Source organism: Dyella japonica A8 (assembly GCF_000725385.1).
GTDB lineage: Bacteria > Pseudomonadota > Gammaproteobacteria > Xanthomonadales > Rhodanobacteraceae > Dyella > Dyella japonica_C.
Genome location: NZ_CP008884.1, coordinates 4,609,747 through 4,631,060 on the forward strand (window position 1 = coordinate 4,609,747; position 21,314 = coordinate 4,631,060).

The 21,314-nt window shown below is 61.2% G+C and carries 21 protein-coding genes; 8 read left to right on the forward strand and 13 right to left on the reverse strand.

The window, feature by feature from the left end; genetic code table 11:
- Positions 1–105: 105 nt before the first annotated feature.
- From HY57_RS19630 to HY57_RS19655, 6 genes are read right to left on the reverse strand one after another with little or no spacing between them, the layout of a single operon-like run.
- Positions 106–1,248 (reverse strand): UDP-galactopyranose/dTDP-fucopyranose mutase family protein, encoded by a 1,143-nt coding sequence (locus HY57_RS19630; RefSeq protein ID WP_019467076.1) that lies wholly within the window; start codon positions 1,246–1,248, stop codon positions 106–108.
- Positions 1,249–1,295: 47 nt separating this feature from the next.
- Positions 1,296–2,045 carry a hypothetical protein gene (locus HY57_RS19635; protein ID WP_038580136.1) on the reverse strand — a complete coding sequence of 250 codons (750 nt, stop codon included), beginning with the start codon at positions 2,043–2,045 and terminating at the stop codon, positions 1,296–1,298.
- A complete protein-coding gene (locus HY57_RS19640) occupies positions 2,045–2,770 on the reverse strand; it encodes a glycosyltransferase (protein WP_019467074.1) in 726 nt (241 codons plus the stop codon). Before HY57_RS19640 ends, HY57_RS19635 begins: the two co-directional genes overlap by 1 nt.
- Positions 2,771–2,809: 39 nt before the next feature.
- Positions 2,810–3,523, reverse strand: a complete 714-nt coding sequence (locus HY57_RS19645; protein ID WP_038581460.1) for an ABC transporter ATP-binding protein — start codon at positions 3,521–3,523, stop codon at positions 2,810–2,812.
- A 2-nt stretch (positions 3,524–3,525) separates the two neighbouring features.
- Positions 3,526–4,353, reverse strand: coding sequence for an ABC transporter permease (locus tag HY57_RS19650; protein WP_235186591.1), 828 nt, complete (start codon positions 4,351–4,353; stop codon positions 3,526–3,528).
- Positions 4,354–4,362: 9 nt separating this feature from the next.
- Positions 4,363–5,553 (reverse strand): trans-sulfuration enzyme family protein, encoded by a 1,191-nt coding sequence (locus HY57_RS19655; protein ID WP_038581463.1) that lies wholly within the window; start codon positions 5,551–5,553, stop codon positions 4,363–4,365.
- Between the two features lie 152 nt (positions 5,554–5,705).
- Here HY57_RS19655 and rfbB point away from each other — a divergent pair, with 152 nt between their 5' ends.
- The 5 genes from rfbB to HY57_RS19680 are packed head-to-tail and all read left to right on the forward strand — an operon-like array spanning position 5,706 to position 10,543.
- The gene (gene rfbB, locus HY57_RS19660; RefSeq protein WP_026034234.1) at positions 5,706–6,755 is read left to right on the forward strand and encodes a dTDP-glucose 4,6-dehydratase; all 1,050 of its coding nucleotides are present in this window, start codon (positions 5,706–5,708) and stop codon (positions 6,753–6,755) included.
- The gene (gene rfbA / locus HY57_RS19665) at positions 6,752–7,636 is read left to right on the forward strand and encodes a glucose-1-phosphate thymidylyltransferase RfbA (protein WP_026034233.1); all 885 of its coding nucleotides are present in this window, start codon (positions 6,752–6,754) and stop codon (positions 7,634–7,636) included. Before rfbB ends, rfbA begins: the two co-directional genes overlap by 4 nt.
- Positions 7,633–8,190: a dTDP-4-dehydrorhamnose 3,5-epimerase gene (rfbC, locus tag HY57_RS19670; protein WP_019467068.1), complete on the forward strand. Its 558-nt coding sequence runs from the start codon at positions 7,633–7,635 to the stop codon at positions 8,188–8,190. Before rfbA ends, rfbC begins: the two co-directional genes overlap by 4 nt.
- Complete coding sequence (rfbD, locus tag HY57_RS19675) at positions 8,187–9,137, forward strand: dTDP-4-dehydrorhamnose reductase (RefSeq protein ID WP_019467067.1); 951 nt, start codon at positions 8,187–8,189, stop codon at positions 9,135–9,137. Before rfbC ends, rfbD begins: the two co-directional genes overlap by 4 nt.
- A complete protein-coding gene (locus HY57_RS19680) occupies positions 9,131–10,543 on the forward strand; it encodes a mannose-1-phosphate guanylyltransferase/mannose-6-phosphate isomerase (protein ID WP_026034232.1) in 1,413 nt (470 codons plus the stop codon). Before rfbD ends, HY57_RS19680 begins: the two co-directional genes overlap by 7 nt.
- A 44-nt stretch (positions 10,544–10,587) precedes the next feature.
- Here the strand turns inward: HY57_RS19680 and HY57_RS19685 are convergent, their stop codons facing one another.
- From HY57_RS19685 to HY57_RS19710, 6 genes are all read right to left on the reverse strand, one after another.
- Entirely contained in the window at positions 10,588–11,928 is a 1,341-nt protein-coding gene (locus HY57_RS19685) for a phosphomannomutase (protein WP_100218283.1), read from the reverse strand.
- Positions 11,929–12,080: 152 nt separating this feature from the next.
- Positions 12,081–13,910, reverse strand: a complete 1,830-nt coding sequence (gene glmS / locus HY57_RS19690; RefSeq protein WP_019467064.1) for a glutamine--fructose-6-phosphate transaminase (isomerizing) — start codon at positions 13,908–13,910, stop codon at positions 12,081–12,083.
- Positions 13,911–14,057: 147 nt separating this feature from the next.
- Positions 14,058–15,428: a pyridoxal-phosphate dependent enzyme gene (locus HY57_RS19695; RefSeq protein WP_019467063.1), complete on the reverse strand. Its 1,371-nt coding sequence runs from the start codon at positions 15,426–15,428 to the stop codon at positions 14,058–14,060.
- 156 nt (positions 15,429–15,584) lie between these two features.
- Positions 15,585–15,812: a YdcH family protein gene (locus HY57_RS19700; protein ID WP_019467062.1), complete on the reverse strand. Its 228-nt coding sequence runs from the start codon at positions 15,810–15,812 to the stop codon at positions 15,585–15,587.
- 406 nt (positions 15,813–16,218) lie between these two features.
- Positions 16,219–16,836 carry a DUF4398 domain-containing protein gene (locus HY57_RS19705; protein WP_019467061.1) on the reverse strand — a complete coding sequence of 206 codons (618 nt, stop codon included), beginning with the start codon at positions 16,834–16,836 and terminating at the stop codon, positions 16,219–16,221.
- Positions 16,833–17,303 (reverse strand): DUF4398 domain-containing protein, encoded by a 471-nt coding sequence (locus HY57_RS19710; protein ID WP_235186592.1) that lies wholly within the window; start codon positions 17,301–17,303, stop codon positions 16,833–16,835. The genes HY57_RS19705 and HY57_RS19710 overlap by 4 nt, the downstream gene beginning before the upstream one ends.
- Positions 17,304–17,510: 207 nt before the next feature.
- On the opposite strand from HY57_RS19710, the gene HY57_RS19715 reads away from it, so the two are divergent.
- Entirely contained in the window at positions 17,511–18,626 is a 1,116-nt protein-coding gene (locus tag HY57_RS19715) for a PilT/PilU family type 4a pilus ATPase (protein ID WP_026034230.1), read from the forward strand.
- Between the two features lie 49 nt (positions 18,627–18,675).
- Here HY57_RS19715 and maiA read toward each other — a convergent pair whose 3' ends face one another.
- Positions 18,676–19,344: a maleylacetoacetate isomerase gene (gene maiA / locus HY57_RS19720; RefSeq protein WP_019467058.1), complete on the reverse strand. Its 669-nt coding sequence runs from the start codon at positions 19,342–19,344 to the stop codon at positions 18,676–18,678.
- Between the two features lie 136 nt (positions 19,345–19,480).
- Here maiA and HY57_RS19725 point away from each other — a divergent pair, with 136 nt between their 5' ends.
- Positions 19,481–20,659, forward strand: a complete 1,179-nt coding sequence (locus HY57_RS19725; protein WP_026034229.1) for a phosphoglycerate kinase — start codon at positions 19,481–19,483, stop codon at positions 20,657–20,659.
- The gene (locus HY57_RS19730) at positions 20,659–21,291 is read left to right on the forward strand and encodes an HAD hydrolase-like protein (RefSeq protein ID WP_019467056.1); all 633 of its coding nucleotides are present in this window, start codon (positions 20,659–20,661) and stop codon (positions 21,289–21,291) included. The genes HY57_RS19725 and HY57_RS19730 overlap by 1 nt, the downstream gene beginning before the upstream one ends.
- Positions 21,292–21,314: the final 23 nt, after the last annotated feature.

The following is a 21,314-nucleotide window of genomic DNA, read 5'->3' on the forward strand; positions in this document are numbered from 1 at the left end:
CTTCCACAGCCACCGGGAGCGCGCCGCAGCGCGCTTCCGGGCACATCCATTCGATCCATTCAAACTAGCCAATGATATGTACCAGCCCATTGGCAAGGCTTAGCCTCACATGTCCACGTTGAACGCGGGCATCCCATCCGGGTCGGCAAGGAAACGGCGCGACACGTCCAGCGCCTCGGCAATCGTCACGTGCATGTCGAGGTAACGATACGTGCCCAGACGACCAACAAACGTTACCGACTGCTCCTGGCGCGCCAGGTCAACGTAGCTGGCTAGCTGCTTCATTTCGGCAACCAGACGGATCGGGTAGTACGGAATATCGTCCTCACCACAAACACGGCTGCGCTCCCGGAATATCACCGTCTTTTCGTGGGACTCCCAGGGAGCAAAATGCTTGTGCTCAGAGATACGCGTCCACGGCACCGATTCGTCGCAATAGTTGATGACGGCATTGCCCTGGAAATCGCCGTTGTCGGTGTGGGCTTCAAAGTCAAGGGTGCGATAGGCTAAACGCCCATCGGCAAAATCGAACCATTTGTCGATCGGGCCGCTATAGAACACATGATCGTAGCTCGGCACCATTTCACGCGTGAATGGGGTGCTCAAATGCAACTTGACGCCCGGCATGTCGAGCATTTTCTCGACGATATGGGTATATCCGTTCTTTGGAATACCTTGATGCCGACTGTTGTAATAGTTGTCGTCATAGTTGAAGCGCAACGGCAAGCGCTTGAGGATGCTTGCGGGGAGCTCAGTCGGATCCATACCCCACTGCTTGCGGGTGTAACCGCGGAAGAAGGCCTCGTACAGATCGCGACCGACAAAGCGAAGGGCCTGCTCTTCAAACGTCTGGGGATCAGCGATGCTTTCGTCTGCCAGCGTGGTGACGAATGCAGCCGCCTCCTTGGGCGAGAGCGCCTTGCCGAAGAACTGGTTGATTGTGTGCAGATTGATCGGCATGGAATAAATCTTTCCGCCGACATTGGCCTTCACACGATTGATGTACGGCATGAATTCGTCGAATTCATTGACGTAACGCCACACCTCTTCATTGCTGGTGTGAAAAATATGCGGCCCATACACATGAACCATGACACCCGTGTCGGCGTCGCGCTCGGTATGGCAATTGCCCGCCACGTGGCCTCGAGTGTCGAACACGTCGATCTCGTAACCCGCCTGGCTCAATTGATGCGTGATGACTGCGCCAGAAAAGCCGGCTCCGGCAATGGCAATCTTCTTTTTGGGCACGGGTGCGCTCGTCCTAATTCAGAATTAATTCAGCTTTAAAAGATAGCTCATCTGTCCCGAAAAATGCCATCGGGTGCTTGTTCCTGAGGGCCTGCCCCTTCTACATCAAAATAGCGGCGACCTTCGGGGGACAATCTGACGAGTAAACTGGCTTGCTGCAGCGCCTTGCCATGCTTGCGGAAGCATGTATCCGCCACCGGATGCCCGGTAAACAGAATTTCGGCAGGTGCCATCTGGATCAAAAGCCGGGTCACCACGGCGACGCACTCATCCTCTGCGAGGTTTCGCCTGGGAAGCACCGCAACGGAGCAGTGAGCCTCCCCAACGGGGGCGACGACACCATCCAGATCCAGAATCAACAAGCGACGCTTATCGTTGGCTGCAAAACACTTGAGCGCTGCCTCCGAAAAGCTCGATCCGATCAATAATATCGCATCGAATGTCCCGCTCGCTTGCTTTAGCAGCCGGAAATAGGCCTTTCCGGCCAGGACCGAGTCCCAGGGGATGATGTACTCCCCAACGGCCTGCCCCCCCCTACCCAAGGGCAGGAGATCCCCTTCAAGACCAGCCAGTGACTGGAGTTCGGCCTGGGCCCAGGCGGGCAGGCGCCCCCCCAATCGTACGGAGTGCGCCCCCGCAACGAATTCTCCGACCGTCCGCGCCTTCAAGCGCGAACCTAATATCAGCTTGGCACCGTTAAAGATGATCGCACTGAACCACCATTCCATCCGCGACGGCAGTCTCCGCAATATTGTGCGGTCAAATCCCCGGTAAATGGCGCGAAATGCCTTGTACATCAGGGTACCCGGTCGAACATAGCCGTACGCCGGATGACGGCGCCTGCGTCCTGATGTCCCACATTGAGCGAGCCGGAAAGCTTCCTGCGCTCGGCCCTTAGTGTCCTGGGGGCGACGCGATGAACGTAGCCGGCCGCGATTGTCTCACAGTTCCAGTGCCAGTCCTCGAAGCCGAAACCTGACTCCCCCACCCTGGCGCACACGTACGGACAGCGCTCGAAGACCTCACGGCGCGCCGCGGAGCAAGCATTCCAGTGGTTGATGGACAGCAGTGACTCAGGCCGGAACCGGGGATCGGACTGGTTCATCTGGTACCAATAGGCGGTCCAGCCACCAAAGGCGACTATAAGCTCGGGGTGCACGATGGTTGCTGGACCGTGCTGTTTGATGGCCGATACCGCCTCGTACAGCCAATTCTCGGAAAACAGATCGTCGCCATCGAACGTGGCGACCACATCGCTGGCGGAGTGAGCAATGGCGTAGTTGCGACTTAGGGACAAGTCACGCAGATCAATGTGAAACAATCGATCGTCGTCGCGCAGCCCGCCGTGAGAGACGATGGCCTCCTCAGTGGTGGCATCCCCGTTATCCAGCGTCATGGCGAAGTTGACAGACAGGCCGCGCTTCTCCGCATACGCTCTGCAACGTTCAATGGACGCAAGCGCAGTCCTGGCGTACTCGCCCTCTCGATGAAAAGTGACAACGGCAGTGACACTGCGGATCATCGTCCCTGCTGCCCTCCCCCAGACTGACGAAGAGGAACCTTACGATCGCTCGACACCGACAACGCTCCCGTGCTCGAGAGTAACGCGCACATTGCACAGATCGGCCACGATTTTCGGACTGTGCGAGGCCAGCACGAGGATGCTTGCATTGTCGACGAGGCGCTTTAGACGAGCCTCCGCCCTCGATACAAACTCGGCGTCACCCACACTGAGCCACTCATCCATCAGCAGGATGTCAGGCTGCACGGAAGTGACAATGGAAAACGCCAAGCGCAACACCATACCGCTCGAGTAGGTGCGGACGGGCATATGCATGTACTCGCCAAGCCCCGAAAACTCTACGATCTCCGGCATGAGTTGAGCGATCTGGCTCTTCTTCAGACCAAGGATCAACCCGCGGATGTAGATGTTCTCGTAGCCGGTCGACTCGAAATCCATACCCAGCGTGACGTCTATCAGGCTGGTGACATTCCCCTCGACCGACAGCGAACCGGCCGTTGGCGGATAAATGCCAGCCAGCATGCGCAGCAGGGTTGTCTTGCCCGAACCGTTGTGCCCGATCAGGCCAACGCGATCACCGGGCTGAATATCCAGCGACACGCCCCGCAAAGCCTCCACCACCATGATGTGACGACTAGTGGACGCAATCTTTCCACCGGTCACGGCGGACAAGGCAAGTTGCTTGAAGGATTGATTGCCCACCCCGTACACAGGCAGGGAAAGGCCGCATTGATCCAGAATAATGTGCGCCACGGTCACACCCAGAAAGCAATTCGCTGGCGGTACTTGACGAACAAAGGAATCGCCAGGACGTACAGCAGGATCATAACGCCGCAAACGCCAAGATAAGTGTTCACGCCGGGAATGTACCCATAAATGGGGCCGCGAATGGTTTCAATGAACAGGTAAAGAGGATTGAAGTTCGCCAGGTAGGCGTGCTCCCTCAGCAGGTCAGGCTTCCAGAAAATGGGTGTCATGAAAAACACCAGCTGCACAATGCTCCCGATAATCTGCTGCATATCGCGGAATCGAGCGCAAAAGATACCCAGGATGAAGCTAAGGGGTATGGCAGTGAGAATTATGATCAACACGCCAGGGATAGCGGCCAACCAGCGCCATTGCGGAGTAATGCCGAAGAACAATATGACGGGGATATAAGCCGCCAGATTGTGCGCGAAGGTAAGCACGTTCCGATAAATCATTCTGAACACATACGTGCCCATGGGTAGGCGAACAGACCGGATAAGGCTGTCCGAACCCAGAAATGTTACGCACCCTTCGAGAATCAAGCTCGACAGCAATCCCCAGGTGATGATGCCCAGCGCCAGGTAGGGAATGAAATCCCGGATGTCCATCTTGAACAGGGATCCATACAAAGGCCCCATGCCCGAAATGGTGACCAGCATGGTCAAGGTGATCCAAAACGGACCCAGTACGGATCGTTTGTATTTCTGGCGAATATCCTGCCAAGCCAGGGCAGCCCAGACCTCATGACGCTTGATGGCCGCATTAAAATCTGACCAGGCCGCAGCAAACGACCCAGCAGCCGTGTTTTGCAGTTGCACCGAATTCGTATGACCCACGTGCTAGTCCTATGCAGCCAGGGAGCGCTGAAGCTCACCCTGAAGGTCCACGACGTCCTCAACGCCCACCGACAGGCGAACCAAACCATCGCTGATGCCCAAGCGCTTGCGATTGGCCGGTGGTACTGAAGCATGGGTCATGATGGCAGGATGCTCTATGAGGCTTTCTACGCCACCAAGAGATTCGGCAAGTGCAAACAGCTCGCATCGCTCGAGCATGCGGCGCGCGCTCTTGAGCCCGCCCTTGACCTCGATAGAGATAATGCCGCCAAACCCCTGCATCTGGCGCTTAGCCAGCGCATGCTGCGGATGGCTCTTTAGCCCAGGATAAATCACGCGATCGATGGCGGAGTGGCCTTCAAGCCACTTTGCCAAGTGCATGGCACTCTCACAATGAGCCTTCATGCGCAGATGAAGCGTCTTGAGGCCACGCATGGCCAAGAACGAATCGAACGGACCGGCGATGGCACCGACGGAATTCTGAAGAAATGCCATCTGTTCGGCCATTTCCTTGCTGCCGGCCACAACAATGCCGCCAACCATATCCGAATGACCATTGAGGTACTTGGTGGCGGAATGCAGCACCAGATCCGCACCGAACTCCAACGGACGCTGCAGCATGGGTGAGCAGAAAGTATTGTCGACCACCAGGATCAATCCGTGCTTCTTGGCAAACTGCGAAACCTTTGCCAGATCCACGAGCTTGAGCATCGGATTGGTAGGCGTTTCTGCCCAGATCATCCGCGTATTAGGTTTCAATGCTGCCTTGAGCGCTGCGGTGTCGTTCAGATCGACAAAACTGAAATCCAGGCCCGCCGAACGTCGGCGCACACGCTCGAACAAGCGATAGCTGCCGCCGTACAGGTCATCCATCGCGATCACATGGCTGCCGGAGTCAAGCATGTCCAATACCGTGGCGGCGGCACCCAAGCCCGACCCGAAAGCAAAACCGGCGACGCCGCCCTCCAGATCTGCCACGCAACGCTCATACGCCATGCGCGTGGGGTTTTGCGTTCGAGAATACTCGTACCCCTTGTGCTTACCTGGACTTTCCTGAACGTAGGTGGAAGTCGCGTAAATGGGGGTCATGATTGCCCCCGTGGTCGGGTCCGGATGCTGTCCTGCATGAATAGCCCGGGTCCCCAAGCCAAGTTCCACGGCTTGTTTTTGCTTGGCGCTGGATATCTTTTTGGGGCTCATGGGGTGGACCGTGTCCATTTGGGCAATCCCCTAATGATACCGGTAGCCCGCAGCCTTGTCTTAACACACTCCGTTATGCGGTAAAAACATGGGGCCGCACCCCCTGCACCTCATGGCACAATGCCAAATAGACTCTCGACCAAGACCCCCTAATGACAACTTTACTGGTGACCGGCGGCGCGGGCTTCATCGGAGCGAACTTCGTGCTGAAGGCAATTGCCGACGGGTTGAAGATCGTGAACCTCGATCTTCTGACCTACGCGGGCAACCTGGGCACCCTGGATGCCGTCAAAAATAGCCACAATCATATATTTGTGCAGGGCAGCATTGGCGACCGCGCCTGCGTGACCCGTATCCTCGATGAGCACAAACCCGACGCCATCGTCAATTTTGCAGCCGAATCACATGTCGATCGGTCCATCGATGGCCCGGCGGCGTTCATCGAGACCAATGTGGTGGGCACCCTTGCCCTGCTCGAGTGCTCCCGCGATTACTGGCTTGCGCTCGATAATGCAGCGCGCGAACGCTTCCGCTTCCTCCACGTCTCCACCGACGAGGTCTACGGTTCGCTCGGTGCTGAGGGACACTTCAGCGAGCAGACTCCTTACGCACCCAATTCGCCGTATTCGGCGTCCAAGGCAGCCTCTGACCATCTGGTTCGGGCATTTCATCATACCTACGGCTTGCCTACGCTAACCACGAACTGCTCCAACAACTATGGGCCATACCAGTTTCCGGAAAAGCTCATCCCGCTGGTCATACAAAAGGCGTTGTCCGGGGAACCCCTCCCGGTCTACGGCGACGGAATGAACATTCGCGACTGGCTCTACGTCGGCGACCATTGCGAGGCAATTCGCCGTGTATTGGAAGCTGGACGAGTCGGGGAGACATACAACGTAGGCGGCAATGCCGAGCGGCCAAACATCGCGGTGGTGGAAACCATCTGCGCCGTCCTTGACGAACGGCAACCGCTGGCCAACCAGGCACCTCGCAAGTCTCTCATTACCTTCGTCAAGGATCGTCCCGGTCACGACCGTCGTTACGCCGTCAATGCCGACAAGATTCATCGCGAGCTGGGATGGCGCCCTTCGCTCACCTTTGAACAAGGTATTCGTCAAACGATTGCCTGGTACTTGTCCAATCAAGCCTGGACAACACGCGTACTCAACGGCAGTTATCGAATGGAGCGATTGGGCCTGTGAGCACAAGAGGAATCATTCTTGCCGGTGGATCGGGCACAAGGTTGCACCCCATCACCCGCGCAATCAGCAAACAGCTTCTGCCGGTTTATGACAAACCGATGATTTACTACCCGCTCGCTACGCTGATGCTGGCGGGTATCCGCGACATATTGGTGATCAATACGCCGCATGAGCAGGCGTTGTTCCAGCGCTTGCTCGGCGATGGCTCTCAATGGGGCATCAACATCCAATACGAAGTGCAGCCGTCGCCTAACGGCTTGGCCGAGGCTTTCATCATCGGTCGCAGCTTCGTCGCCGGCCGCCGAAGCTGCCTCGTACTGGGCGACAATATTTTCTACGGCGTCGGGCTAACTGCACACCTCAAGCGTGCTGTTCAGCAATCGGCCGGCGCCACCATATTCGGCTATCGAGTAAGCGACCCGCAGCGCTATGGCGTTGCCGAGTTCGATGCACAGGGCCGGGTCGTTGGCCTGGAAGAGAAACCGGAGCGACCGAAATCACAGTACGCAGTCACGGGTTTATATTTCTACGACGAACGCGCCTGTGATTTCGCCTTGCAGCTGCGCCCATCGGCGCGCGGCGAGCTGGAAATTACCGATCTGAACCGATGCTACCTGAAGGACGCCTCGCTGCACCTGGAGCGACTTGGTCGCGGCTTTGCCTGGCTTGACACCGGCACCCACGAATCGCTGATCGAAGCTGGAAACTACGTACAGACCATTGAACACCGCCAGGGACTCAAAGTGTGCTGCCCTGAAGAAATTGCCTACCTCAATGGCTGGATTGATTCGGAACAACTGCGTCGACTGGCGTCGGAGCTTTCCAAGACTGGCTATGGGCAATACCTCTATGCACTGACTGAACAAGGCATCGCCCCATGAAGATCCAGGAAACGCCTCTACAGGGGGCGCTGGTACTTGAGCCCAGGGTTTTTGGCGATGGCCGCGGCTTCTTCTATGAAAGCTACAACCAAGCGGCATTCCGCGACGCCGGAATCGACGCCAACTTCGTCCAGGCAAATGTGTCGCGCTCCAGCAAGGGTGTGTTGCGTGGTCTCCACTATCAATGGCCCAGCCCGCAGGGCAAGTTGGTGAGCGTTTTGCAAGGCGAGGTCTATGACGTCGCGGTAGATATCCGTCAAGGCTCGCCTACCTTCGGCCAATGGACAGGAGTGATGCTTTCCGGGGAAAACCATCGACATTTCTGGATACCCGAGGGATTCGCCCACGGCTTCTGCGTGCTGAGCGAGTTCGCGATTTTCACCTACCAATGCACCGCGCTGTATGACCCGTCGGCCGACGCCGGCGTGCGCTGGAACGACTCCGACCTTGGCATTGATTGGCCAGTGAGGAATCCCCTGTTGTCGGAGAAGGACCAAAAGGCCCCTTTGTTGCGGGACGTCCCGTCTCCTCGCCTGCCAAGGTGGACCCAGTGAGGATCCTTCTGCTCGGCGCCAATGGCCAGCTGGGTCGTTGCTTCATTAAACAGGGCGGACTGTCGGAACGCGGCGAGCTGTTCGCCGCCAGCCGCGATGGTCAGCTAACCGAGGGCGGGGACGGCTACGTCGCCGATCTGTCGGACACCTCCAGTCTTCGGGCCGTACTGCACCAGTTGCACCCCGACGTGGTGATCAATACCGCCGCCTATACCGCTGTCGATCGCGCCGAGGAAGAAGAAAACCTCGCGCTTCGAATCAATGGCGAGGCCGTCGCCGAGCTGGGCCAGTGGGCTCGTGTGCACAATGCCCTCGTTGTGCACTACTCGACTGACTACGTGTTCAATGGCGAAGCCCGTACGCCATATGGCGTTGGCGCACAAACCGATCCGCTTGGCGCTTACGGCCGCAGCAAATTGGCGGGCGAACTCGCTCTGGCTGCCAGTGGCGCCGCACATTTCAACTTCCGCACCGCCTGGGTATATGCCGCCCACGGCCAAAACTTTCTGCGCACGATGCTAAGACTTGGTGCGGAACGAGATGAATTGTCCGTCGTTGTCGATCAGATCGGGGCACCGACCAGCACGAACCTTATCGTAGCCGGCACGCTGGCCGCGCTGGATCGCTGGCTCCATGCATCAGTAGAAACGCGATCCGCCCTGGAAGGCACCCATCATCTTGTGGCAAGCGGCAAGACAAGCTGGCATGGATTTGCCGAGGCCGTCTTCGCCGGTGCCGTTGATCGCGGCCTGCTTTCCAAGCGCCCTCTTGTACGCGCCATCGGCACGTCCGACTTCCCCACGCGCGCTAGACGCCCCGCCTACTCGGTACTGGACAACCAAGGGTTTCACAGCCATTTCGGCATACCCCTTCCCGATTGGAAAATCGGACTGGAACAGGTGCTCGACACCATGACCCTCCCCTCTTCGACGGAAAAATCATGCTGATTCCTTTGATTCTCAGCGGAGGCAGCGGCACACGACTGTGGCCGATCTCGCGCAGGAACCTACCCAAGCAATTCCTGTCGCTTGCGGGTAGCGAAACGCTGTTTCAGCAGACGGTACAACGCGCGCTCAACCTTGCAGGAGCCACTTCTCCAGTCGTGGTCGCAAGCGATGACCATCGCTTCCTCGCTGCCGAGCAATTGCAGGCGCTGCAGATCAGTAATACCAGCATCCTGCTCGAACCGGTCGCACGCAACACGGCACCGGCGATTGCAGTCGGTGCGCTGCAGGCATTGACCAAAGATCCCGAGGCCATCGTATTAGTCCTTCCCGCAGACCATCTGGTTGGCGATGCAGCCTCCTTCTCCGCGGCGGTGGCGAAGGCACAGCCGCTGGCAGAGCAGGGCTGGCTGGTGACGTTCGGCATCCGCCCGGATCGTCCGGAGACAGGCTTCGGCTACATCCGCCGTGGCAAGGCCCTTGGGGGGGGGGCTTTCCAGGTCGAACAATTCGTCGAGAAGCCGCAGCTCGAGGTTGCGGAACGCTATGTGTCCAGCGGCGAGTACGACTGGAACTCGGGCATGTTCATGTTTCGCGCTGCCAGCTACATCGACGAACTCGGCAAGCATGCGCCTGCCATGCTTGCCGCCGCGCGCGCCGCGTTCGAGAACGCCAACATCGATCTCGATTTCATTCGACTGGAAGCGAAAACCTTTGCTTCAGCTCCCAGCGACTCCATCGATTATGCGGTCATGGAGAAGACGTCGCGAGCTGCCGTCGTACCCGTGGCCTGCCAATGGTCGGATATCGGATCATGGGATGCACTGTGGCTCGCTGCCGAAAAGGATGCCAATGGCAATCACGTCGAGGGGGATGTGATTGCCCTGGACACCAGGGGCAGCCTGGTCCGTTCGCATGACCGTCACATGGTGGCCACGATCGGCCTGAAAGACGTCGTGGTGGTCACCACGCCCGATGCCACCCTGGTTGCACATCGCAATGCCTCGCAAGAGGTTAAGCGGGTCGTCGAAAAATTGAAGGATGCCGGCCGTACGGAGCACGATCTTCATCGTGTGGTGCACCGCCCCTGGGGAACATACGACTCCCTGGAGCGCGGTGATCGCTTCCAGGTCAAGCGCATAGTGGTGAAACCCGGCGCCTCGCTAAGCCTGCAGATGCATCACCATCGCGCGGAGCACTGGATCGTGGTCAAGGGCGTGGCTGAAGTGACCTGTGACGACAAAGTTTTCTTGCTCGCTGAAAATCAGAGTACCTACCTTCCATTGGGCAGCAAACATCGTCTGCGCAACCCTGGGAAGGTACCGGTCGAGCTGATCGAGGTTCAATCCGGAAGCTATCTTGGCGAAGACGATATCGTACGCTTCGACGACGCCTACGGCCGGACCTGAAGCTTGAGGCATCCCAATGAGAAAGGCCCCCGAGGGGGCCTTTCTCATTTCTGAATGAGGGAGGAGAGCTCCAGCGTCTTTGCGCTCATTAGCTCAACATCGCCTCGGGACTCGACGTTGAGCCGTAACAGCGGCTCCGTGTTAGACGAGCGTAGATTGAAGCGCCAGCGACCGAAGTCAGCGCTGATACCATCAACGCGTTCGACCAGGGGATGTTGCGCGGCGTAATAATCCAGCACGGACGCCACAGTTGCTGGCGCATCGTCGACTACGAAGTTGATTTCGCCACTGCACGGATAGGCTGCCATGCGCTCGGCCAGCATATCCGCCAAGCTGGTACCGCCGGACACACGTTCGGCAATCAACAGCCATGGGATCATGCCGGAATCGCAATAGGCGAACTCTCGAAAATAATGATGAGCGCTCATCTCGCCGCCGTAGATCGCATCCTCGGCGCGCATACGCTCCTTGATAAACGCGTGTCCTGTCTTGCTTTCGACGGGAATTCCGCCAGCCTGCCTGACCATCTCAATCGTGTTCCAGGTGAGCCGCGGATCGTGGATGACCTTCGCGCCGGGATGCCTTTGCAGCATCTGCGCGGCGAGCAAGCCGACGATGTAATAGCCCTCGATGAACTCCCCTTGTGCATCAAACAGAAAGCAGCGATCGAAGTCGCCATCCCAAGCGACACCCAAATCCGCGCCGTGTCGGCGCACCGCCTCCGCGGTAGCCGCGCGGTTTTCGGGAAGCAGAGGATTTGGGATGCCATGGGGAAAACTTCCATCAGGCTCGTGATGGATGCGAACAAATTGCAACGGCAGGTGCGCCGCAAGCAGGTCAATCACGACACCCGCACCACCGTTGCCTGCATTGACGACCACTTTGAGCGGGCGCATGGCTCGTGGATCGATGTATCCAAGAAGATGTTCGATGTAAGCCGACTTGTCATGATCGTGTGTAACGCCCCCACGCTTCGCGGCCACTGGTCCGAACGCGTTTGCCTCAACGAGACGCTCGATGTCGCGCAGGCCAGTATCGCCACTGATGGGGCGTGCTCCATCCCGAACCAGCTTCATGCCGTTGTAGTCGATGGGATTGTGGCTGGCAGTCACCATGATGCCGCCCGCGACTCCACGGCTAAACACCTGAAAATAGACTTCTTCCGTGCCGCACAGCCCGATGTCGATCGCGTCACGACCCTCATCGTTCAGGCCACGAATGATGGCCTGTGCAAAGGACGGGCTGTCCCGACGCACGTCGAACCCCACCACCACGACGCCATCATTCACGGTTTGGGCAAAAGCACGCCCTAGCCGATACGCAACGTCATCATTGAGTTCATCGGGCACGCGGCCACGGATGTCATAAGCCTTGAAGCACTTCATCGGCGTGTCCGATTTCATTCGGGAGCGCCAGTCTATCGCCATTGCGACGTTCACGACCGACTACAGATCCGCCATTCAAGAGATGTCAACGAGGCCGATTCACATGAACCGGCACGACATGCCTACAGTGCTTGCGCCGCAGCCTGAGTCATTCACTCAACCGTCACCGACTTTGCCAGGTTGCGTGGCTGGTCCACGTCGGTGCCGCGCAACACGGCCACGTGGTAGGCAAGCAACTGCATCGGCACGGTGAACACGGCGGGTGCGATGAAATCGCCCCCGCCATCCATGCGCAGGATCACGCCTCGCGATGCATTGCCATCCATGCTCGCCTCGCCATCGGCAAACACCAGCAGCTCGCCACCGCGGGCGCGCACTTCCTGCAGGTTGGATTTGAGCTTGTCGAGCAGGGGGCCATTGGGTGCCACCGCGATCACCGGCATGTCCTCATCCACCAGCGCCAGCGGGCCGTGCTTGAGTTCGCCCGCCGCATAGGCCTCGGCGTGGATATAGGAGATCTCTTTCAGCTTGAGTGCCCCCTCCATCGCCACTGGATGCTGCGCGCCGCGCCCGAGGAACAGCGCGTGCTGGCGATGGATCAGGCGCTCGGAAAGCTCGATGATCCGCGGCTCCAGTTCCAGCGCCTTCTCGATCATCGAAGGCATGTGCAGGAGTTGTGCGGTCAGGTCGGCATAACGCGCCCCATCCAGGCCGCGCTGGTGCGCGAGTTGCAGCGTCAGCAGGCCCAGCGCCGCGAGCTGCGTGGTGAATGCCTTGGTGGAGGCCACGCCGATCTCAGGGCCCGCGCGCGTCATCAGCTTGAGGTCCGCTTCGCGCACCACCGACGATTCGGGCACGTTACAGATCGCCAGCGTGCCGAGATAGCCGCGACGACGCGACTCGCGCATCGCCGCCAGCGTGTCCGCCGTTTCGCCGGACTGGGAAATGGCCACGAACAAGGTGCCGTCCGGCACCACGGCCTCGCGATAGCGGTATTCGCTCGCCACCTCCACATTCACCGGTAGACGGGCGTATTCCTCAATCCAGTACTTGGCGACAAGGCCGGCGTGATAACTGGTGCCACAGGCGATGATGTGCAGGCCTTTCACCTTGGCCAACAGTTCGTCGCCGCCCACCCCGAAGATGTTGGGCAACACGCCGTTCGGGCTGATGCGAGCCTCCAGCGTATCGGCGACGGCGCGCGGCTGCTCGAAGATTTCCTTCTGCATGTAGTGGCGGTATTCGCCACGCTCGACGGCGTCCTTGGAGAGTTCGCTTTCATGCACTGCGCGCTCGACCGGCTTGCCATCGTGGCCATACACCTGCACTTGGTCGCGGGTGATCTCCACGACGTCGTGCTCTTCCAGGTAGATGATCTTGTTGGTGACCTGGATCAGCGCCTGGGCATCGGAACCCAGGAAGTTCTCGCCAATGCCCACGCCCACCAGCAGGGGCGCACCGCGACGTGCGCCGACGACGCGGCCGGGCTCGCTGTCGCTCACCACGGCGATCGCATAGGCGCCTTCCAGCTCATGCACCACGGACGACACGGCATCCAGCAGCGACTTGCCCGAAACCATGCGTTCGCTGATCAATGCCGCCATGACCTCGGTGTCGGTCTCCGACGTAAAGACATGGCCACGCGCTTCCAGCTCACCGCGCAACGTGGCGTAGTTTTCGATGATGCCGTTGTGCACCAGCGCCACGCCACCCTGCACATGCGGATGCGCGTTGGCCGTGTTGGGCACGCCATGGGTGGCCCAGCGCGTGTGCGCGATGCCGGTGCCGCCCGGGAATGGGTCGGCCCTGTACAGGCCTTCCATCTCGCGCACCTTGCCCTTGGCTCGCACGCGACGGATCTCGCCGCCGTTCAGCACGGCGAGGCCGGCTGAGTCGTAACCGCGATATTCGAGGGCCTTCAGGCCCGCGATGAGCAAGGGAGCCACGTCACGCTGGGCGGCGGCGGCAACGATTCCACACATGAGTTGTCACTCCTTAGAACGGGCGCGGCCTGGGGGTCGGTCGCGAAACAGCGACTTTGTCCGCAACCGATTTCAGCAAACTTTCAAGACCAGCGGCCGAGTGGCCGATGGTCCACCGTCCATGCTGAACGCCCCGTCACCCGGGCTTCAATGCACCTTGCGACGTAGATAGTTCAGCAGATCGATACGCGTGATCAGGCCCAGGAACTGTTCGCCGTCCACCACGATGGCCACATGCCCACGCTCGAACACGGGCAGCAGGGATTCGATAGGCGAACGCACGTCCAGCATCTGCAGGTTGGTGATCATGGCGGTGGACACCGCGTCGCGGAACTTGGTTTCGTCCGCGTGCACGTGCATCAACACGTCCGATTCATCGAGGATGCCCACCAGGCGGCTGCCATCCATGACCGGCAACTGCGAGACGTCGTACAGCTTCATGCGCGTATAGGCCGTCATGAGCAATTCGTTCGGCCCCACCACCACGGTGTCACGCTGGGCGAAGGGGCGCAGCAACAGGTCACGCAGGTCGCCGTGCTGTTCGCGATCGATGAAGCCGTTGTCGAGCATCCAGTAGTCGTTGTACATCTTCGACAGGTACTTGTTGCCCGTGTCGCACACCAGGGTCACGACGCGCTTGGGGCTGGTCTGCTCGCGGCAGTAGCGCAGCGCAGCGGCCAGCAGCGTGCCGGTGGAAGAACCACCGAGAATGCCCTCCTTCGCCAGCAGCTCGCGCGCGGCCAGGAAGCTTTCCTTGTCGGGAATCGCGTAGGCCTTTTTCACGCGCGTGAAATCGCTGATGGTCGGCAGGAAATCCTCACCGATGCCCTCGACCATCCAGCTGCCCGATTTGGTCGAGAGGGTGCCCTCGTTGATGTACTGCGCCAGGATCGAACCGACCGGATCGGCCAGCACGAATTCGGTGTTGGGCGAGTGCTCGGCAAAGAACTTGGACAGGCCGCTGAGCGTGCCCGACGAACCGCAGCCCACCACGATGGCGTCTACCTTGCCGTCGAGCTGCTCAAGGATCTCCGGACCGGTGGTGGCGATATGCGCCGCCGGGTTGTCGGGGTTGCCGAACTGGTTGATGAAGTACGCCCCCGGGGTTTCGCGCGCAATGCGCTCGGCCATGTCCTGGTAGTACTCCGGGTGGCCCTTGGCCACGTCCGAGCGGGTGAGCACCACTTCGGCGCCCATGGCCTTGAGGTTGAAGATTTTCTCGCGGCTCATCTTGTCCGGCACCACCAGGATCAGGCGGTAACCCTTCTGCTGCGCCACCAGGGCCAGGCCCAGGCCGGTATTACCGGCGGTGCCTTCGACCAGGGTGTCACCCGGGCGGATCTTGCCGGCTTTCTCGGCGCCCTCAATCATCGACAGGCCGATGCGGTCCTTGACGGAACCACCGGGGTTGGCACTTTCCAGCTTCAGGAACAGCTCGCACGGTCCAACGTCCAGGCGCTGCGCGCGTACCATCGGGGTACGTCCGATCAGTTCGAGGACACTCTGGTGGACCGACATGGGAACTCCTTGCAATAGGCGCCGGCCGCTTGGTGGCGGCCGCTTGGAACGCCGATGATACCCGAGCAGCACGACACCCTTGCGGCGGAGCCATGAACGACGCGGCCCCGGAGCCGTGAGGCGCCGGGGCCGCGTTCATGCGAAAACGTCGCAGATTCAGTTGATGTGGTGCGCTCGGGTGTCCCACATGCGCTGGAGTCGCTCCTTCGCGTGGAGTTTCTCCTTCTTCATGCCCGATAACGTCATGTCGTCGATGGGAAGGACGCCGATCTCGGCGTCGTGCACCTTGCTGTCGAGCTCCTGATGGTGCTGGTAGAGCCGACGAAACTCAGCGTCGGCCTTCATCAAAGCTTCGACATCATCACGCTGCTGGTTTTCAAACATGATCGAACCTCCTCTGGAGAGAACGGCAGGTGCCCGGCAAGGCGCCTGCTGACGTTGGATCAGGCGCAAGCACCCCCGATCCATGCCGCTTGAGCGGTCCATGGAGAGCGAATGAGGGAGAGGGATAGGCGCATGATCCAGGTCGGTGACCCAAGGTGCGATATGCCCCTTGGGAAGTTGACCCTACTCCCCGTCCCGGAGTCATGCAAGCGTCATAACCGGGTTCCGGCGTTACGGAACTTTCCGAAAAAATACTGCCAGAACAGTATTTTGCGCGGCACCCACCTTTGCACGACGAAATCTGCATGGACCGGGCGGCAGGCCACGCCGTCTCATGCCGGGGCAGACAGACAAAAGGCCGACGGCAGCCCCGTCGGCCTCTCGGCATCGACCCTCGGAAGGGCGATTACTTGCCCTGGTCCTTGCTGCTCGACGAGCTGTCACCCTGCATCTGCTGGCGCATCGCGCGGGCAGCCTGGGCGGCCAGGTCAGCCTGCTTCTTGGCGGCGTTGGCCACCTTGGCCTGGGCCGCGGCGAGCTTCTTGGCCTGCTCTGCCTGGGCCTGCGCCTGGGCGGTGGCTTCGGCGCCGGCGGCCATCTGGCGGGCAGACTCTTCCTGCGCGGCCTGGTACTGCATGCGTTGGCGTTCCAGCTCGCGGCGAGCCATTTCCGTCTCGCGGCGGCTGCCGTCGAGCTGGATCTGGTCGTGTTCGCGGTCCAGCTTGGCGATCTGCTGCTGGGCGTCCTGCAGCTGGGCGGTGGCACGGGCCAGGTCCACGCGGCGCTCGGCGATGTACAGGGCGTGGGTGCGGTCGCGCGAACGGGCCTGGGCGAGCTGGTTCACCGCGTCATGCGCGCGCGCCTGCTCGGCCTGCGCGTACATGCCAAGGGCCGGGTCGCTGGAAAGCTGGCTGAGGCTGCTGTTGAGGCGAGCCACGTCCATGTCTTCCTTGGACGCATGGGCGGCGCCTGCGGCGGCAAGCGCCACCAGCACCGTCGACAGACGGAAGGTCAGGGATTTCACAGGTGGCCTCCTTGGTCAGTGCTCGACGGAGGAGCCGGCTGGTCGGGGTTGGGGTTCTGCGGGTAGGTCTGGAAGCCCTGGCCCTGCTGGATCGGTTCGCCCAGCTGCGAGCTGGTCGGGGCCGGCATGTCCTGGGTCTGCTGCTGTGGCGGCAGGCCGGCGGCCTGGCTCTGGTTCTGCTGTTGCTGCTCGGACAGCGACTGCTCGATCTGGTCGCGCAGCTGCTGGTTGGTCGAGGTCTTGCTCTGGATCTGGGCGCGGGCGGCAGCCAGCCGGGACTTGGCACGCGCCAGCTCGGCGTCGGCACGGGATTCGTCCGCCAGCTGGGCCGCCACGTCGTAATCACGCTTGGCCATGGCGTTCTGGGCCTGCTGGAACTTGCTCTGGGCGTTGCCCAGGTCAATCGGGTCGTACGCGGAGGCGTCGACGTCCCGTGCCGCCTGCAGCTGCATTTGCGCCTGATTCATGGCCCCGTCCGGCGGCGGCGTGGAGGCGCAGCCGGCAAGCGCCAGCGTCATGGCCAGCGTCAGGGTCGAAACCGCCAGCCTGGCAACCTTAAGTTGCCCTGTCGACGGGGAAAAGATGTGCACCATCACTCAGTCCTCTCGGAGTGTCGCAGCGTATTGTGGGCGGGCATAATCGCTTTTAGCAATGCGTACGAACAGGGGATTCGAGTGGATATCGGTTATTTCCTCAAGCTAATGGTTGACAAGGGCGCGTCGGATATGTTCCTGACGACGGGCGCCCCTGTGAACATTAAGGTCGAGGGCAAGCTTTACCCGCTGGGCAATACCGGCCTTCCCAGCGGCATGGTGAAGAAAATCGCTTACTCGCTGATGGACGAAGGCCAGGTTCCCCAGTTCGAGCGCGACCTGGAACTGAACATGGCGCTGGCGGTGAAGGAAGCCGGCCGTTTCCGCATCAACGTGTTCAAGCAGCGCGGCGAAGTGGGCATGGTCATCCGTGCCATCAAGAGCGAGATCCCCAGCATCGACCAGCTGCAGCTGCCGAGCATCTTCCGTGAGCTGATCATGGAGCCGCGCGGCCTGATTCTGGTGGTCGGCGCCACCGGTTCGGGCAAGTCGACCACCCTGGCCGCGATGCTCGACCACCGCAACCAGAACTCCTCGGGCCACATCCTCACCATCGAGGACCCGATCGAGTACCTGCACCGCCACAAGCGGTCGATCGTCAACCAGCGCGAAGTCGGCCTGGATACGCACAGCTATCACGAGGCCCTGCGCAACGCGATGCGCGAAGCGCCGGACGTGATCATGATCGGCGAAATCCGCGACACCGACACCATGGAAGCGGCCATTTCGTTCTCCGAAACCGGCCATCTCTGCCTTGCCACCCTGCACTCGAACAACGCCGACCAGACGCTGGAGCGCATCCTCAACTTCTTCCCGGAATCGGCGCACAAGAACGTGCTGATGAACCTCGCGCTCAACCTGCGCGCGGTGATCAGCCAGCGCCTGGTGGTGGGCAAGGACGGCCGCCGCCTGCCGGCGACGGAAGTGCTGCTCAACACGCCGCTGATCCGCGACATGATCCGCCGCGGCCAGGTGCACGACGTCAAGGAAGCCATGGACCGCAGCCTGCAGGAAGGCATGCAGACCTTCGACCAGTCGCTGTACCGCCTGTACAAGGAAGGCCGCATCGAGCTGGACGAAGCGCTCAACAAGGCGGACTCCCGCGATGGCCTGGCGCTCAAGATCCGCCTGTCCGACAGCGGCAACCCGGAAAGCACCGAGCTGGTCGGCAACGACCCCTACGGTCTGGGCTTCTGAAGCCCGCCGTCAGGCGGCGGGGCGTGCATCGCCGCCCCGCGCCACACCGTCAGCCCTGAGTGGCAGGCGCATCCGGCTGCGCTTCCGGCACGGCCCGCTGGAAAGCTTCCAGCGACTGGCAGGCATCCACGATGCGGCAGATGGTCGGGAAGTCCTCCATCGGCAACTTCCAGCGCACCGCGTTGTAGACCTGCGGCACCAGGCAGGCGTCCGCCATGCTGGGCGCATCGCCGTGACAGAACCGGCCCGTGGCGACATTGCCCGCCAGCATCGCTTCCAGCGACTGCAGGCCCAGGCCGATCCAATGGCGTGACCACACGCCTTTGGCGGCGTCATCCGCCCCGAACTGCGACGTCAGGTGCTGGAGCACGCGCAGGTTGCCGAGCGGATGCACGTCACAGGCGACCACCTGCGACAACGCGCGTACCCGCGCCCTGCCGGCCGGATCGGCCGGGAGCAGCGGCGGCGCTGGATGGGTTTCATCCAGGTACTCCATGATCGCCATGGACTGGGTGAACACCCGCCCGTCGTCGATCAGGCAGGGCACCAGCTCCTGCGGGTTGAGAGCCTGGAAGTCCGGCAGGTGCTGCTCGCCGCCCTGATTGACCAGGTGTACCGCCTTGGACTCGTACGGCAGCCCCTTCAGGTTCAGGGCGATGCGCACCCGATAGGCCGCACTGGAACGCCAATAGCCGTACAACACCAGATCCTGCCCCATACCCTTGTCCTCTCGACGACATGCCGGGCGCCTAGGATACCTGTCATGCGGTTTGCATCACCGCGAAACGGGCAGGACAATAGGCGGTTCGCGCCTCAGGGCGTCCGCATCCCGAATCCCAGCTAGGAGTTCCGCCGTGTCCGTTACCCGCATGAGCGATCTTGATCTGCGCGGCAAGCGCGTGCTTATCCGCGAAGACCTGAACGTGCCGATCGATAACGGCCACATCACCTCCACCCAGCGCCTGGAAGCCGCCCTGCCGACCATCAAGGCCGCCCGCGACGCCGGCGCCAAGGTGATGGTGCTGTCGCACCTGGGCCGCCCGAAGGAAGGCCAGTTCGACGCCGAATCCTCGCTGGCGCCGGTCGCCAAGTGGCTGGGTGACAAGCTGGGCCAGCCGGTGCGCCTGGTAGCCGACTACCTCGACGGTGTCGAGGTTGCCGAGGGCGAGGTGGTGGTGCTCGAGAACTGCCGCATGAACGTCGGCGAAGGCAAGGACGACGAAGCCCTGTCGAAGAAATACGCCGCCCTGTGCGACGTGTTCGTCATGGACGCCTTCGGCACGGCGCACCGCGCCCAGGCCTCCACCCACGGCGTCATCAAGTTCGCCCCGATCGCCGCCGCCGGTCCGCTGCTATCGGCCGAACTGGACGCGCTGGGCAAGGCGCTGGAGCACCCTGCCCGCCCGCTGCTGGCCATCGTCGCCGGCTCCAAGGTGTCGACCAAGCTCACCCTGCTTGAGAACCTGATCGGCAAGGTGGACCAGCTGATCGTCGGCGGCGGCATCGCCAACACTTTCATCGCCGCCATGGGTTACCCGGTCGGCAACTCGCTGTATGAGCCGGACCTCATCCAGGCCGCCAAGAAGGTCATGGCCGACGCCAAGCGCCGCAACGCCGACGTGCCGGTGCCGGTCGACGTGGTCGTCGCACCGGAGTTCTCCGCCCACGCCCCCGCCACCGTGAAGCCGGTAGATCAGGTGAAGGAAGGCGAGATGATCCTGGACATCGGCCCCGAGACCGCGCGCCGCTACGCCGAGATGATCGCCAAGGCCGGCACCGTCGTGTGGAACGGTCCGGTGGGCGTGTTCGAATTCGACGCCTTCGGCCAAGGCACCGAGACGCTGGCACGCGCGGTGGCCGAGTCGCCGGCCTTCTCTATCGCCGGTGGTGGCGACACGCTCGCAGCGGTGGACAAGTACGGCATCGAGAAGAACGTCTCGTACATCTCCACCGGCGGCGGCGCCTTCCTCGAATTCCTCGAAGGCAAGGAACTGCCGGCCGTGGCCGCCCTCAAGGCGCGCGCGGGCAAGTAATGCTCTGCCTGTTCGACCTCGATGGCACGCTGATCGATTCGGAGATCGGCATCCTGGGCTGCGTCCGGCATGCACTGACGCAGCTGGGCGTGGAACACCCGGCCGAGCTGCGCCACTGGATCGGCCCGCCGCTGCGCCACAGCTTCGCGCCGCTGCTGGATCACGACCACGACCGCATCGAGCTGGCCGTGGAGCACTACCACGAGCGTTTCCATGCCATCGGCTGGCAGGAGCACTCGGTGTACCCGGGCATCGAGGCGATGATCGGCCGCCTGCAGGCGGCCGGCCACACCTTGGCCGTGGTCACCAGCAAGCCGGAGCGACACGCGCGGCCGATCATCGAGCACCTGCCCTTTGGCCCCGCGTTCAGCCGTCTGTACGGTCCCCACCCGTCCAGCGCGCACAGCGAGAAAGCAACCATGATCGCCGCCGCGCTCGAAGACTTCGGCGCCGAGCCGCAGCAGGCGGTGATGATCGGCGACCGTCATTTCGACATCGACGGCGCTGTCGCCAATCGCGTGCGGGGCATCGGCGTGCTGTGGGGCTTCGGCAGTCGCGCCGAGCTGGAAAAGGCCGGGGCGCATGCGTTGGCGCGTGATCCGGGACATCTGGCCGAACTGCTCGCCGCCTGACCTCATCACCTGTGGGAGCGCAC

What these genes read in the sequence shown, in the direction of transcription:
- HY57_RS19730 (WP_019467056.1), top strand. Translation starts at nt 20,659, where the DNA reads ATGCTCTGCCTGTTCGACCTCGATGGCACGCTGATCGATTCGGAGATC.
- HY57_RS19635 (WP_038580136.1), bottom strand. Translation starts at nt 2,045, where the DNA reads ATGTACAAGGCATTTCGCGCCATTTACCGGGGATTTGACCGCACAATA.
- rfbC (WP_019467068.1), top strand. Translation starts at nt 7,633, where the DNA reads ATGAAGATCCAGGAAACGCCTCTACAGGGGGCGCTGGTACTTGAGCCC.
- HY57_RS19685 (WP_100218283.1), bottom strand. Translation starts at nt 11,928, where the DNA reads ATGAAGTGCTTCAAGGCTTATGACATCCGTGGCCGCGTGCCCGATGAA.
- rfbB (WP_026034234.1), top strand. Translation starts at nt 5,706, where the DNA reads ATGACAACTTTACTGGTGACCGGCGGCGCGGGCTTCATCGGAGCGAAC.
- HY57_RS19710 (WP_235186592.1), bottom strand. Translation starts at nt 17,303, where the DNA reads ATGAATCAGGCGCAAATGCAGCTGCAGGCGGCACGGGACGTCGACGCC.
- HY57_RS19700 (WP_019467062.1), bottom strand. Translation starts at nt 15,812, where the DNA reads ATGTTTGAAAACCAGCAGCGTGATGATGTCGAAGCTTTGATGAAGGCC.
- HY57_RS19695 (WP_019467063.1), bottom strand. Translation starts at nt 15,428, where the DNA reads ATGTCGGTCCACCAGAGTGTCCTCGAACTGATCGGACGTACCCCGATG.
- maiA (WP_019467058.1), bottom strand. Translation starts at nt 19,344, where the DNA reads ATGGGGCAGGATCTGGTGTTGTACGGCTATTGGCGTTCCAGTGCGGCC.
- HY57_RS19655 (WP_038581463.1), bottom strand. Translation starts at nt 5,553, where the DNA reads ATGAGCCCCAAAAAGATATCCAGCGCCAAGCAAAAACAAGCCGTGGAA.
- HY57_RS19680 (WP_026034232.1), top strand. Translation starts at nt 9,131, where the DNA reads ATGCTGATTCCTTTGATTCTCAGCGGAGGCAGCGGCACACGACTGTGG.
- HY57_RS19640 (WP_019467074.1), bottom strand. Translation starts at nt 2,770, where the DNA reads ATGATCCGCAGTGTCACTGCCGTTGTCACTTTTCATCGAGAGGGCGAG.
- glmS (WP_019467064.1), bottom strand. Translation starts at nt 13,910, where the DNA reads ATGTGTGGAATCGTTGCCGCCGCCGCCCAGCGTGACGTGGCTCCCTTG.